Source organism: Hymenobacter translucens, from assembly GCF_020685205.1.
Classification (GTDB): Bacteria; Bacteroidota; Bacteroidia; order Cytophagales; family Hymenobacteraceae; genus Hymenobacter; species Hymenobacter translucens.
This window is the reverse complement of record NZ_JAJERB010000002.1, coordinates 751,240-765,296: the sequence shown is the minus strand read 5'-3', so window position 1 is coordinate 765,296 and position 14,057 is coordinate 751,240. Positions and strand designations below refer to the sequence as shown.

11 protein-coding genes are annotated in these 14,057 nt (G+C 61.1%); 3 read left to right on the top strand and 8 right to left on the bottom strand.

Features of this window, described 5'->3' with window-relative positions; genetic code table 11:
- Window positions 1-69: 69 nt before the first annotated feature.
- The 5 genes from prmA to LJY25_RS06930 all read right to left on the bottom strand — a co-directional run bounded on the left by prmA (window position 70) and on the right by LJY25_RS06930 (window position 3,695).
- On the bottom strand, window positions 70-900 hold the full coding sequence (prmA, locus tag LJY25_RS06950) for a 50S ribosomal protein L11 methyltransferase (RefSeq protein WP_227607573.1): 831 nt from the start codon (window positions 898-900) through the stop codon (window positions 70-72).
- A 168-nt stretch (window positions 901-1,068) separates the two neighbouring features.
- Complete coding sequence (locus LJY25_RS06945) at window positions 1,069-1,455, bottom strand: DUF6150 family protein (protein ID WP_227607572.1); 387 nt, start codon at window positions 1,453-1,455, stop codon at window positions 1,069-1,071.
- A gap of 134 nt (window positions 1,456-1,589) precedes the next feature.
- The gene (gene tpiA, locus LJY25_RS06940) at window positions 1,590-2,354 is read right to left on the bottom strand and encodes a triose-phosphate isomerase (RefSeq protein ID WP_227607571.1); all 765 of its coding nucleotides are present in this window, start codon (window positions 2,352-2,354) and stop codon (window positions 1,590-1,592) included.
- Window positions 2,355-2,459: 105 nt separating this feature from the next.
- Window positions 2,460-3,245, bottom strand: a complete 786-nt coding sequence (locus tag LJY25_RS06935) for a tryptophan-rich sensory protein (RefSeq protein ID WP_227607570.1) — start codon at window positions 3,243-3,245, stop codon at window positions 2,460-2,462.
- A gap of 36 nt (window positions 3,246-3,281) precedes the next feature.
- A complete protein-coding gene (locus LJY25_RS06930; RefSeq protein ID WP_227607569.1) occupies window positions 3,282-3,695 on the bottom strand; it encodes a DUF2251 domain-containing protein in 414 nt (137 codons plus the stop codon).
- Window positions 3,696-3,870: 175 nt separating this feature from the next.
- Between LJY25_RS06930 and LJY25_RS06925 the strand changes: the two genes are divergently transcribed.
- Window positions 3,871-4,347, top strand: coding sequence for a hypothetical protein (locus LJY25_RS06925; protein WP_227607568.1), 477 nt, complete (start codon window positions 3,871-3,873; stop codon window positions 4,345-4,347).
- A 64-nt stretch (window positions 4,348-4,411) separates the two neighbouring features.
- On the opposite strand, the gene uvrA is transcribed toward LJY25_RS06925, so the two are convergent.
- Complete coding sequence (gene uvrA, locus LJY25_RS06920) at window positions 4,412-7,249, bottom strand: excinuclease ABC subunit UvrA (protein ID WP_227607567.1); 2,838 nt, start codon at window positions 7,247-7,249, stop codon at window positions 4,412-4,414.
- Between the two features lie 254 nt (window positions 7,250-7,503).
- Here uvrA and LJY25_RS06915 point away from each other — a divergent pair, with 254 nt between their 5' ends.
- Window positions 7,504-8,931 carry an alpha/beta hydrolase family protein gene (locus LJY25_RS06915; RefSeq protein WP_227607566.1) on the top strand — a complete coding sequence of 476 codons (1,428 nt, stop codon included), beginning with the start codon at window positions 7,504-7,506 and terminating at the stop codon, window positions 8,929-8,931.
- An 84-nt stretch (window positions 8,932-9,015) separates the two neighbouring features.
- Here the strand turns inward: LJY25_RS06915 and LJY25_RS06910 are convergent, their stop codons facing one another.
- The gene (locus LJY25_RS06910; RefSeq protein ID WP_227607565.1) at window positions 9,016-11,646 is read right to left on the bottom strand and encodes a DUF5686 and carboxypeptidase-like regulatory domain-containing protein; all 2,631 of its coding nucleotides are present in this window, start codon (window positions 11,644-11,646) and stop codon (window positions 9,016-9,018) included.
- A 334-nt stretch (window positions 11,647-11,980) separates the two neighbouring features.
- Window positions 11,981-13,270, bottom strand: a complete 1,290-nt coding sequence (locus LJY25_RS06905; protein ID WP_227607564.1) for an MFS transporter — start codon at window positions 13,268-13,270, stop codon at window positions 11,981-11,983.
- Window positions 13,271-13,479: 209 nt separating this feature from the next.
- On the opposite strand from LJY25_RS06905, the gene LJY25_RS06900 reads away from it, so the two are divergent.
- The gene (locus LJY25_RS06900) at window positions 13,480-14,031 is read left to right on the top strand and encodes a DUF3659 domain-containing protein (RefSeq protein WP_227607563.1); all 552 of its coding nucleotides are present in this window, start codon (window positions 13,480-13,482) and stop codon (window positions 14,029-14,031) included.
- The last annotated feature ends 26 nt before the right edge of the window (window positions 14,032-14,057 follow it).

Below are 14,057 nucleotides of genomic sequence, written 5' to 3'. Positions count from 1 at the left end.
GCAGTACCGCGCAAACCCATCGAAAAGCAAAGTGCTTCATACTAACTCTGTCAGGACCTGATGATAGGCCTACAATTTCGTAAAAATCGCTGATACCCAGTTGTTCTTTGTCCGATGCGACTGGTAGCGCAGGCCGTGGCGCTGGGCCTCGGCGTCAATCTTGGGCAGATCCTCCTGGTAGAACCCGCTGAACAGGATAGGCCGGCTGACGGGCAGCAGCTGGGCATAGGCCCCCATATCCTCGAGCAGCACGTTGCGGTTGATGTTGGCCAGAATCATATCAAAAGGAGCTTCTCCCGCCAAAACCTCCACCCCACCAAGGCGGGCCTCGATGTTGGCGCAGCCGTTTTCGGCGGCATTGTCGGCGGCATTCTCGGCCGTCCAGGGCTCCACGTCCACGGCCAGCACCTCCCGGGCACCGAGCTGGGCCGCCATGATGGCCAGGATGCCCGTGCCGCAGCCCATATCGAGAATGCGCAACCCCTGGTGGTCGAGGGTCAGCTGATTTTCAATCATCAGCGCCGTGGTTTCATGGTGGCCGGTGCCAAACGACATCCGTGGCATAATCACGATGTCGTAGTCCATGCCCTCGGGCTTGGGATGAAACGGGGCCCGCACCGACACGCGGTCGGCAATGATGAGGGGCTGAAAGTTCTTTTCCCACTCGGCGTTCCAGTTCTGGCGCGTAATCACGCGGTGCTCGTGCCGGATTTCACCCAGGCCTGCGTACCGGGTTATCACCTCCTGCACCGCTTCCGGGTTGAAGTCCGGCTCGCTGATGTAGGCGCAGAAGCCCTCGTCGTTGTCCTCGAACGTATCAAACCCAACTTCTCCCAGCTCGGCCACCAGGATATCCGCCAGCTCAGGAGCAACCTGCACGCGTACTTCTACAAAATCCATTTTCGGAACGTTAAATCAACAGTCAATCAAACTGCAAAGATGCAGCGGTTCTGCCGCCGGAAAAAAGCGCCCGGCCTAATCAGGCAAGCCCGGCCGACCAGCCTGCTTCCGCAATAAGCCAGACGCCGGGCTGTTACCAACGAAGAGTACGACAATTTTCGTATGTGCCTACTGCTGCCGGCAGCCCGCAAAGGAACGGATGTCGGAATAGGTAATAGCGAAGTCCGCCAGGGCGCGGTTCGTGGTCACGAACAAGGTGTAATCGGCAAAGTCGCGGGTGGGCGTCAGGTACCAGAGCCCGGCCTTGTCGGCGAAGAGCTTGTTGTCTTCCCGAAAGACGACGACATCAGCAAATGCCTCCTCCTTTTCCACATATACGGTGGCAAAGCAAAGGCCCCGGCGGCGCGGGTCGGTTTCGAGATAGACGGAGCCGTAGATGCGGCAGGGCTCAACAGAGCCCACCAGACGTACCAGCGGAGCGGCCGCGAACGGATTGGCAACCGGGGCAGCGGGCAGCCAGCCCAGCAGGCCGGCGAGGATCAGGGAGTAGAACATGGGAACGGGAAATGGCGCCCACCGGGCCCCGCCTGCCTGACAAATAGAGTGCCCCTTTTAGTTCAGTTACGGCCGGGCTGGTCTTCTCCCCTGTTCGGGGGAAAAGCACTGCCCGCCCGCAGCTGACCGAAGCGTTAGAATGACTTGATAATCTCGGTGAAGTCGCGGGCTTTCAGCGAGGCGCCGCCGATAAGGCCGCCGTCGACGTCGGTCTGGCCGAACAGTTCCCGGGCGTTCTGGGCGTTGGCCGATCCGCCGTAGAGAATGGTGGTGTTCAGCGCGGCCTCAGCCGAGTAGGCGCGGGCAATCTGCTCCCGAATAAAGGCGTGTACTTCCTGGGCCTGCTGGCTGGTGGCCGTTTTGCCGGTACCGATGGCCCAGATGGGCTCATACGCCACTACGACCTGGGCAAACTCCTCGTTGGAGAGGTGAAACAAGCCATCCTTCAGCTGGCGGCCGATGTAGTCGAAGGTGTCGTCGGCCTCGCGCGTTTCCAGGCTTTCGCCCACGCAGAAGATTGGCTTCAGGCCGGCTGCCAGGGCAGCTTTCAGTTTCTGGCTGAGTTGCTCGTCGTCTTCGCGGAAATACTGCCGCCGCTCGGAGTGGCCCAGAATCACGTACTCGCAGCCGACCGAGGCCAGCAACCGGGCCGACACCTCGCCGGTGTAGGCACCGCTCTCCTTCTGGTGGCAGTTCTGCGCGCCCAGGTGGAGCATGCCGCCCTGGGGCAGCTGCTGCCCAACTGCGGAAAGCAGCGGGAACGGCGGACATACAACTACTTCGACGGTGGAACCGGCCGCTTCGGCAGCAACCAGACTCGTAATTTCAGTGACCAGCGCCTGGGCTTCCGAAAGGGTAAGGTTCATCTTCCAGTTGCCGGCGACGATATTCTTGCGCATATAAAGTGGGGTTGGGTTGGGAAAAGCGCCTGCAAGGTAACACCCATTCCCACGCCCCAACCTGCTCACGCGCTATCCGCGCAGACACAGCCACTAAGAGCACGTTCAGAGAAGCTGTCGGGAAGCCCGAACGCTAAGCAGCACGCCCCCGCCCCCGACGACCACTGCCCCGGCCACTGCCGCCCAGCCCAAAACCGGGTACTGGCCCCGCTGGGCCATCCAGATGGCCACCAGCGCCCAGCTTACAACCAGCGGAAATACCGCTTCCGAAAATCTGCGGCTGATGACCAGCCCCAGCAGTACGACCACGATCAGCAGCCCAACTGCCAGCCCGGAGGCTACCCCAGCGGAAGTCTGCCAGCCGAGTACGCGCAGGCCAATAGTGACATTGATAACCGTAGCCACCGAAATCCAGCCCAAATAGAGCGCAAACGGCACGCTCGTCCAGCCGGGCACTTGCCGGCAGAGCACCAGGCGGCGGCTGCGCCCATACACCACTATCAGGCAACCCAGAATCAGCAGCATCACCAGTACGCTGAGCAGAATCAGCTCGAAGGCAAAGAGCACCACCCAGCCGGCGGTAGCCACGCTGGCCAGGGTAAGCGGCGGGGCAATGGCATCCGGGAGCGGAGAAGCGCGCTGGGCGGGCAGCAGCTGCCAGACGGCGTAGATGGTCAGGGTCAGGAAGATCAGTCCCCAGATGCTGAAAGCATAGCCGGCTGGGGTGAGGGGCGTCGGGTAGCGGGCTGATACCTCGCCCATCGTCTGCCCATTGAACGGATGGGTGTTGGCCCAGTAGTTCAGGGCGATGTTGCCCACGATGGCAAAGCTGGCAAACCAGCGCCAAAAAGGGAATGCGGACGTGGGGGCTGGAGCAACAGGGGTTTCCATCTCAGAGCAACCGCGCAGCATCGTTTTCTTCCCGGCTCAGGCCGCAAAGTATTTCTCTACCAGCTCATCGGTCAGCTCCCGAGAGCCGGGCTGGCCGTTTTTCGCGGGAGGAAAGGCATTGCGGCAAAAGCCGGCCTGGCGCGGGAAATCATAGAGGGCGTGGCTCTGCCCGTTGAGCAGCAGCACCGCTGTGGTCTGGTGAGCATCCCAGAAGATCTGCAGGGACACCGGAATGGCCCGGTCCTCGATGTCGGCCACGTTGTAGACGTGCAGGGCGTCGAGCAGTTCGAGTTCCCCGGCGTCGCGCAGGGCATAGAAGTAGCCGGTGGTGCCGTCGTCCTCAAACAGCACCTGAAACTCGTTATTGGCCGCCACGCTGCTGATCAGGCGGTTTTCCTGGCCTTTGGCGGGTACGCCCACCCGGAATTGCTCTTCGGCTCCTAGGATCATAGTTCCAAACTTAAAAGGCGACACCGCCCGGCGCCGTCCTGCCCGTTCTACGCGAAAGAAAGCGGCCCGGCCCGGCGTGAAAACCCACTATTCTACTGCTCAGCTTGAAAACACCGCTGCCACTCCGTCGTATACCCTTGACTTCTATTGTTTTTCATCTCTCACTTCCACTCCGATGTTCAAGCCTCTGCTTTCCGTTTTCGCCTTTTCGCTCGTGCTCTCTGTTGCTGCCCAGGCCCAGACCACGCCGGCTAACACCCCCACTCCCACCACCCAGCGCACCCCCAGCGGTAACCGCACGGCCGGTACCACCGACCAGCCCGTGGACCCTACCAGCAAGACCAGCACCCAGCGGGCCGATGCCGGTGCCCAGCTCCGCAGAGGAAAGGGCCGCGCGGCTAACCCCGGCGGTACCGGCGACACCCGCGGCCGGGCCCACAGCGGCGGCCAGGGCCATACGACCCCGCGTACGCCCAGCGGCAACCACACAGCCGGCACTACGGCCAACCCGGTAGACCCGACCAGCAAGCGTAGCGCCCAGCAGGCTGGCGCCGGCGCTCAGATGCGGGGCCGCAAAGCCAAGCCCGCCACGACCACCAACGGCACCACCAACACGGGTACCACGACCACGACGACCACCGACGGCCAGTAGACCGACAGCACAAAAAAAGGCCCGTGGCATCTGTCACGGGCCTTTTTTGTGCTTAATGTTTAGCTTATAACTTCTCGGCCAGAAAGCGGGCCGTGTGGTTGGTATCCTTGAGCTTCACCATCTCCTCGGGCGTGCCCTCAAACAGCAGGTGGCCGCCGTTGGTACCGCCCTCGGGGCCGAGGTCGATAATCCAGTCGGCGCATTTGATGATTTCAGTGTTGTGCTCGATAATCAGCACCGAGTTGCCTTGCTCGATCAGGGCATTCAGGGCCTTGAGCAGCTTGTTCACGTCGTGGAAGTGCAGACCGGTGGTAGGCTCGTCGAAGATGAACAGAATCTTGTCCTGCTGTAGCGTCGCGCCCTTGGTCAGAAACGAAGCCAGCTTTACGCGCTGGGCCTCGCCGCCGGAAAGCGTATTGGCCGACTGCCCCAGCCGGATGTAGCCCAGGCCCACGTCGTCGAGGGGCTTCAGACGCTCAGCCACCTTGGGCTGCCCCTTAAAGAACTCGATGCTGTCGGCAATGGTCATGTCGAGCACCTCGTCGATGCCTTTGTCCTGGAACTTGATGTCGAGGATGTCCTGCTTGAACTTGCGGCCGTTGCAGCTTTCACAGGTCAGGTAGATGTCGGCCATAAACTGCATCTCGATCTTGACCTGGCCTTCGCCCTGACAAACCTCACAGCGTCCTCCCTCGATGTTGAAGGAGAAGTGCGAGGGTTTCAGGCCCCGGGCCTTGGCCAGCGGCTGGTCGGCAAACAGGCTGCGGATGGTGTCATAGGCCTTCACGTAGGTGACCGGGTTCGAGCGGCTGCTTTTGCCAATCGGGTTCTGGTCGACAAACTCCACGTGCGTCACCTGCCCGTTTACGCCGGTGAGGCGGTCAAACTTGCCGGTGGCTTCGCCGGCCCCGCCGCCGAGCTGCTTGGCCAGGGCCGGAGCCAGAATCCGTTTCACCAGCGTCGACTTCCCCGAGCCCGATACGCCGGTTACGACGGTCATCACGTCGAGCGGGAATTTGACGCTGACGTTCTTCAGGTTGTTTTCGCGGGCTCCGGTTATTTCCAGGGCGTTGCGCCAGGGGCGGCGGGTCGTGGGCACCTTCACCTCCATCTTGCCGCTCAGGTACTGCCCGGTGTAGGTTTTGGTGTCTTTGAGAATCTCGGGATACGTGCCCTGGAACATCAGATGGCCGCCGCCGGAGCCGGCTTCGGGCCCGATGTCGATAATCTGGTCGGCCTGTTCCATCATCTTTTCCTCGTGCTCCACCACAATGACGGTGTTGCCGAGCTGCTGCAAGGAGCGAAGCACGCCGATCAGCTGCTCGGCATCCTTGGGGTGCAGGCCAATGCTGGGCTCATCGAGGATGTACATGGAGCCGACCAGGGCCGAACCCAGGGATGTTGCCAACGAAATGCGCTGACTTTCGCCCCCGCTAAGCGTGCTGCTCAGGCGGTTCAGCGTCAGGTAGCCCAGGCCCACGCGGTGCAGGTAGCCGAGGCGGTTGGTGATTTCAGTGCTCAGGCGGTCAGCCACTTTGGCCTCGTGTTCGGTCAGGGTCAGCGTCTCGAAAAACTCCAGGGCCTTGCTCACGGGCAGCAGCACGATGTCGGTGATGCTGTGGTCGTTGATCTTAACGTACTGCGCGTCCTTGCGCAGGCGGGTGCCGCGGCAGTCGGGGCAGGTGGTACGGCCCCGGTACCGGCTCTGCAGCACCCGGTACTGAATTTTGTGGCTTTGCGTGGCCACCCACTTAAAATAGTCGTCGAGGCCCTCGAAGTACTTGTTGCCCTTCCACAGCAGGCTGCGCTCGGCTTCGGTCAGCTCGTTGTAGGGCCGGTGAATCGGAAAGTCGAAGCGGATGCCGTTTTTCAGCAGGGGCTTCAGCCACTCGCTCTGCTTGTCGGTGCGCCAGGGGGCAATGGCGCCCTCGTACACCGTCAGGCTCTTATCGGGAATAACGAGGTCCTCGTCAATGCCCAGCACCGAGCCGAATCCTTCGCAGGTCTGGCAGGCGCCGTAGGGGTTGTTGAACGAGAAGAAGTTGACGCTGGGCTCCTCGAAGCTCACGCCGTCCAGCTCAAACCGGTCCGAGAACGTGCGCGTCTCGTTGTCGAGCCGGACGATACAGGTGCCGTGGCCTTCGAAAAACGCCGTCTGCACCGAGTCCGACAGACGGAACTGCAGATCTTCGTCGCCGGGATGCACCACGGCGCGGTCAATCATGATGTAGACGTCACCTTTCACTTCCGGCTTGCCTTCCCCGATTAGGTCTTCGATAAACGACGTTTCTCCGCCGACCACCACCCGCGAATAGCCTTTCTGCAGCAGCAGGTCCAGCTCCTTGCTCATCGGCCGGCCGTCTTCCGACGGCAGCAGCGGGGCCAGAATCATGGCCCGGGTGCCGTCGGGCAGGGTGAACAAGAAATCCACTACATCGGCCACGGTATCCTTGCGCACCTGCTCCCCGGATACGGGCGAGAACGTGCGGCCGACCCGGGCAAAGAGCAGCTTGAGGTAGTCGTAGATTTCGGTACTGGTGCCAACCGTAGAGCGGTTGTTCTTGATGCTGACCTTCTGCTCGATGGCAATGGCCGGCGAAATACCCCGGATGTAGTCGACGTCAGGCTTGTCCATGCGGCCCAGGAACTGCCGGGCGTAGGAGCTCAGGCTTTCCACGTACATGCGCTGGCCTTCGGCATACAGCGTGTCAAACGCCAGGCTCGACTTCCCCGAGCCTGACAGACCGGTGACGACGATAAACTTGTTGCGGGGCAAGGCCACGCTCAGGTTTTTCAGGTTGTGCACCCGGGCGTTCTTAATCAGAATAAACTCGCGCGGATCCAGCTGGTCAATCGGGTCGGCCGCGGGGGCAGCTACTTGCAGGGTGTTCTTGGAGGCCATAGAGTGGAGTAACACCGAAGCCGCCCGGTAAGGTTTCGGCGGGCTGCGGATGCGGCTACGAAGGTACGACGACCGAAGCGGGGGCGCCTACCGCAACGGCCAAATTATCAGCCCTGCGGGCAAAGGCGCCCGAGATAAAATTTAAGCCAACGTACTATAGCATTTTATGACTTTTTATAGCATTTTTGTATAACACCCTTTCCCAGACAAGCACATATTTAAACTTTATGAAGAAATATTTACCCTCTTCACTTTTGGCCTTTCTCTTTTTCCTGCTGCTCCCCTTGCTGACGATAGGTCAGCGCGGAGCGGCGGAATCTCCGCTGAACGGGCAGTGGAAAGGTCCCCTGAAGGTGCCGGGTGGCAGCCTGAATATCTTCATTACCATCGTACCCCTGTCTAACGGCACGTTCTACGCCGCCCTCGACGTACCGCAGCAGAAAGTAAGCCGGATGCCGGTGCAGGTTACGGTAGCCGGCTCCGATGTCAGCTTCAGCATTCAGCAGGCCGGCAGCAGCTTTGCCGGCAAGCTCAGCAGCAATGGCAAGCAGCTCCAGGGCACCTGGAAGCAGCCGGGGCTGACGTCGCCCCTCCTGCTCGAGAAAAGCGCCGCGGCCCCGGCAGTGAGCTTCCAGGGCAGCAGCAAACCCACCGGCCCGTATCAGCAGCACAGCGTTACGATTCCCAACCGGGCCGGCAAGCTGAAGCTCAGTGCCACCTACACCGTGCCCAATGGCCCCGGACCGTTTCCGGCCGTGGTCCTGGTGTCGGATGCCGGCCCTCATACCCGCGACGTGACCGTGGAAGGCTACCGGATGTTTGGCACCCTGGCCGACTACCTCAGCCGCCGCGGCTTTGCCGTGCTGCGCTACGACGACCGGGGTACCGGCAAGTCGACCGGGCACTACGCCGCCGCCACCACCGCCGACCTGGCCACCGATGCCCAGGCCGCGCTGAACTGGCTGCGGCTGCAGCCCCGGGTTACCCGGTCCCAGGTGGGGATGATCGGGCACGGCGAAGGGGCCAACGTAGCGCTGCTGACTGCGGCCCACTCGAAAGGCCCCGACTTCGTGGTTTCTCTGGCCGGCTACGGCCTGCAGGGTGTGGAAGTGCTGCGCCGGCAGCAGGGCGAAATCATGCGCTTGATTGGCGCAACCCCAACTCAGGTGGCAGCGGCCCTGAAGCTGCACAATGAGATGGTGAACATCATTCGCCAGACGCCTAACAACGACCTGGCCCGCGCCAAGGTGGGCGTACTGCTGCGTCGCAACAACACCGACATCGACTATACGATGGTAAAGGCCCGCGCCAATCAGCTGACTTCGCCCTGGTACCGCTATTTCCTTGACTTTGACCCGACGCGCACCCTGCCTCAGGTAAAATGCCCGGTACTGGTACTCAATGGCCTGGCTGACCTGCAGGTCGGTGCCAGCAAGAACCTGCCGCTCCTGAAGCGTGGCCTGCGGGCCAACCGCCGCGTAGCAAGCCAGAAGCTGCCCGGCGTCAACCACTGGTTTCAGCCCGACCCGTCGGAATGGACGATTGTGGACGGGCAGCGCCAGCCGACTTTTTCGCCCCGGGCCCTGGTTACCATTCAGGAATGGCTGGCAGCTACCTGCAAAGTAGAAAAGGCACCGTCCCCTGCGGGCAGCCCGGTGCTGGCCAAAGGCAGTGCACGCTAAGCGCTTTTTTACTCTAGAAAAAGCAACGGGGTCCGGCAGAGATTCTGCCGGGCCCCGTTTGCGTTAAGCGGAATGAAAAGCTGCTTACATCTTGAAGGCTGCCGATACCTTGACCACGAAGTTGCCGGTCTCCATCTTACGACTGGCCCCTTCGGGCAGGTCGCGGTAGGTAAGGCGGTGTACAAAGTCGACGCGCAGGATGTGCAGGATGTTCTCCACGCCGTAGCCGACTTCCACGTAGGGCTTCAGGCCCAGCGTCCGGAAGGGCGTGATTACCCGGCCCGAAGGCAGCGTGAGTTCATTGAGTCGTACGTTTTCTTCCCGCATACCGCCCCAGACCACGTTGGTGGTGGCCAACAGGCGCCAGTCGAGAAATTTGTTGACGGTGCGCACCCCCGGAATCTGACCCAGAATCAGGTCGTTGAAGTAGTGCGTGTAATGCAGCTCCATGAAATGGTCACTGGCAAACTCGAAGCTCCGCATCGTCTGACTGCCGTTGCGGAACAGGAACGGCGTGCCGTTGCCCTGGTGGATCTTTAGTAAGGAGTACGGCACCCGGCCGAATACGTAGCCAGCCTGCAGCACGTAGTCGGCCGTGCCAAAGCCGAAAACGGACAACTGCCGCTGCGTGAGGCTAGCCAGGAGCTTTTGGTAAGAGTGTACCGGGCCATCTCCCCGGCCGTTGCGGAAGCCTACTACGCCGACCACGTTGAGCGTGGGAGCTACCTGCCGGCGCATCATCCTCAGCTTATTGTTCTTGGTGCGCATGCTGCGTTCCTGCTGGTTGAAGCGCAGACCGAGCTCCAGCTCGGTGGTAGTAACGGTGCTGCTGCGCTCTTCTCCTTTGCGCTCATCGTCGTCAAACACTGGTCCCCGGCGGTACAGCCCGGTCATGGACCGATAGTTGCCGGCAAGGCGGGTTGTCAGGCCGGGCCGGACTTCCCGCTCCAGCCACGCGGAGGTTTCGGAGTAGTCGAAAGGGTTGCGCCGCCGTAGGTTGCCGATGTGGTTGAACGCCAGCAGCCCGGCCGTCGGCGACAATCCCGAGGCCAGCAATGCCAGGGGCTCGACGTCGGAGCGGGTCCGTACTCCCACCTGGGTGAAATGCTCCCGGCTGAGCACCCGCGCTACCGAGGCGTTATAGTTGAACCGCCGCAACTGGGTGCTGTAAGCCACCATTCCGTCCAGGTTCAGGTTGCGGTTGAAGGTCTCGTTCGTGCGCAGCCCCACCCCGATGCGGTGCCCTTCCACGTTGTTCCAGGCGTAGGTGTTCAGGATGTTGCCAAAGTCTAACTTACCCATGGGCACGTAACCGGAAGCCAGTACCCGCCCCCAGAACGTATATTTTCGGATGGAAGGCAGCTGCTTGATAGAGTCAATCAGCTCGTATGGAGCCGGCTCCGCGGGAATGCTGTCGGAAGGCACCGTGCGGAAGGAGCGCCAGTAGGCGGTATCCACCGCTGCAACAGCCGGCGCGGCCAGGATCGGTGGCAGCGTAGGCCGGCTTTCCTCGAAAAACGAAGCGTCAATCGGCTTGGCGACGAGGTGGGTGTTGATGGTCCGCAGGTTTAGCCGCACCCCGGGCATCGACGGGTTGATGCTGGCCAGGTTCAGCTCTACCTCGTAGTCGGTGCACTTGGCCAGCCAGACGCCGCTGCCCTGGTGCTCTCCCTCCTGCCGGATGTGCAGGGACTGCACGTAGTTGATGTTGGCGTCAGGGGCCAAGCGCAGGTCTACCTTCCGCAGGCCAAAGCCGTCCCGGCTCACCCAGATGGTGCCCTGAAAAACTATATCGGTGGCCCGGCGCGGCACGACGGCAATCCGGTAGCACTCATCGTTACCGATTCGCACGCTGTCCTCCAACCAGAACTCGTAGTTGAAGCGCCAGCCGTCGGCCAGCGGCGAGGGCACGCTCTTGTCGAGAATGCGCAGCCGGTTCTGGTAAAAGTTGTAGTCGCGGAACCCGTTGCCGCTCATCAGCTGGGTTAGGCCATCATCGGTTTCCAGCCCAATGCCCGCCGTTTTGGTGCGTACGATCTGCTCTTTCCGGGCCCGGGACTGCCGCAGGTAATAGTTGTTGGACACCGTTTCGGTCACGGTCAGCGGAATGATGACCCGGCCCTGCCGGTCCCGGAACGACTTGCCCTGGCGCTGCATCAGCTTCTTCACTTCCCGCATGGCCGAGGAGTTCTGGACCTTCTCGGCATTGGTCAGGTACACGGCCAGGCTATTGTAGCTTTCGAGCTCGTACGAGGCCAGGGCCTCAATGTGGTTTCGGTCCCGGTTGGCGACGGCGTTGCGGATTACGGCGTAGGCAGGGTTTTCGCCCGCTTTTACCACAACCTCTTTTAGCTCGGTAGCGGTGGTTTTAAGCCGGATTTTAGCCAGGCGAGTCGTGTGCCGGCTTACCGCCAGGGTTTCGGGCTTAAAGCCAATGGAGGAGACAATCAGCAGCGTGTCGCCGGGAATGGCGCTGCGTTCCAGCACAAACTGCCCGTCTACCGCGGTGCTGGTTCCCTTCTGGGGCGTCTGACGGAAATACACGCTGGCCATCGGAATACCTTCCCCATTGGCCGCCTCCACTACTACTCCCGACACCGTGTTTTTCTTCGGCTGCTGGCCGGCCACCGCTCCGGACAACAACACCGCCCACAGCAGCAGCGCCCACTGAGCGGAACCGGGTTGGGCGGTGAGGTTGAAAAGCGGCAGGTGCATACGGAAAGCAGGAGGGCTGATAACTACAAACTACTGACTATTAGACAACTACTTAAATTCCTTACTTCCCGAACAATCTCAGCGTTCCTGAAGACACAATGTAAGCAATTAATCGTATCTGCTTCTGCGTTTCTAACCAAGCGCAGAAACCGCGTTTAGGGTGAATAAGCGCATATATGACAAACGGTAGGTCTGTTCTACCCCACCAAACTTTTGGTTGCATACCTGAGTCCGGATCGGGTCGAAAGGTTGCCCTCACGAAATAAAATGACATGCTATAAGGCAGGCCCGATGAATCCGGCCTGCCTTTCGGCAAGTAAAGAAAAGGGGTACGCTAACTGGTCTTTTCTGCTTCTGCTGGCTTAGGGGTCAGATCCAGGTTCGCCAGCTTTTTGGCTTTCAGCCCGGTTACCAGCACTACCAGCATGGTCATGAGTCCCCCGAAAATCACCGACGGCACCGTCCCCATCAGCTTGGCCACGGCCCCCGACTCAAACGCCCCGATTTCGTTGCTGGACCCGATAAAGATGTTGTTGACAGCCGATACCCGCCCCTTCATATACTCGGGCGTGAACGTGTGCAGCAGCGTGGAGCGTACAATTACCGAAACTGAGTCAAACACCCCGGTCAGAAACAGCAGGAACAGGGAAAGCCAGAAATTGCGCGAGAGGGCAAACAGGATGGTGGCGAGGCCGAATCCGGCCACGGCCCAGAGCAGCTTGCGGCCGGCCTTACGGCGCAGCGGGAAGTAGGTAAGCGTAACGGCCATCAGCACCGAGCCCACCGCCGGGGCCGCCCGCAGATAACCCAGCCCGTCGGCCCCGGTGTGCAGAATGTCGCTGGCAAAGATGGGCAGCAGCGCCACCGCTCCGCCAAAGAGCACCGCAAATAAATCGAGGGACAAAGCCGCCAGCACAATCTGGTTATGAAAGATAAACTGCACCCCCGACAGGATGCTTTCCCGCAGCGTGAGCCGCTCTCCCTCCACCGGGGGCAGGGGCCGGGCCGCAATGCTGGTGAACAGCAACAAAGACAACGTCATCAGCACGGCATCCACTGCATAGGCCGTGGTAATACCCGCTTTGGCAAACACGAGTCCGCCAATAGCGGGACCCAGTACGGCGGCAGCCTGCCAGGTAGTGCTGTTCCAGGTAATGGCATTCGCCAGCCGCTCCCGGTCGGGCATCAGCTGGGGCATAAACGAAAACAGCGCCGGACCCAGAAAGCCCCGCGCAATGCCGCTTAGAAAAATAACCATGTATAAGGGCAGGGTGTGGAACTGCTCCCGGGCCAGCAGCCAGGACCCCGCCGGCATCGACAGCCAAAGCAGGGCGGCCGAGCACAGCGCCAGCACGCCTACAGCGGCCACGATAATCTTCTTTCGGCTCACTGAGTCGGCCACGTGCCCGGCGTACAACGACACCACAATGCTGGGAATAGCCTCGGCCAGCCCAATCAAGCCCAGGGCCAGGGGGTCTTTGGTCAGCTGAAAGATCTGCCAGCTTACAACCACTCCCTGCATCTGCGTGGCAACCGTAAGACACACCCGGGCCGAAATCAGGCGGCGAAACTCGGGAAGGCGTAGCGCGGCGTACGGGTCGTGGGGAGTAGCAATTGCAGACATGCGGGCAGATAAAGACTGGAACGGGCAAAGGTAGGACCAGGTACGTGAAACGCCTTCCGCGGGCTGCCGGCCGCAGCGGGTGCCCGGCAGGTTCAGGCAAGCCGTCCGGACAGGTAACTCCTGTTGCAGATTCAGCATCCTGCACCGGTTTTGCGTAGAAGCGGAATGGCGCCTAGCCCATCTTTTTCACTTTCCCAGCTTTCACCGCCATGCGCAGCACTCTGCTTCTCTGTCTATTCCTTCTTTTCCAGGTTTCCTCCGGGCTGGCCCAGAACCGGGCTGGTGCAACGCCCGCATTCCGGGATGGCGTGTATTTGCAAAACGGCAAGGTAATGCGCATGCAGGGGGGCAAAGCCTCGCCTCTGCTGACCCCTGTTACGATGGAAAACGGCCTGGTTGTCAATCCGGATGGCAACCTGGTGGGCCGGGATGGTACCCGGCAGCAGCTCCGCGAAGGGCAGGCCGTAAACCAGCAGGGCCTCGTGGTGCGCTTCAGTGATGATATGCGCTCTGAAGAAGCCATCCGGGCACGAAGGCAGCAGGTAACCGGCGAAACCGAAACCCGCATTGCCCTGCCCGGCTACGGCACAGTGCCCAGTAGCCTTACCACCAAGCTGCTGCGGGCCGAGCAGCGATTGGACTTTCTGCAGCAGGCAGCAGCCCTGCTGGCAGAGCGGGCCGCTGCCACGGCAGGCTCGGCCCCCGGCACCGCTCCTATTGATGCCCAGCTCCGGGACCTTGACGCTCAGCTGCGCCGCTGAGCTGAAGAAAGCACGTTCCCAGATCA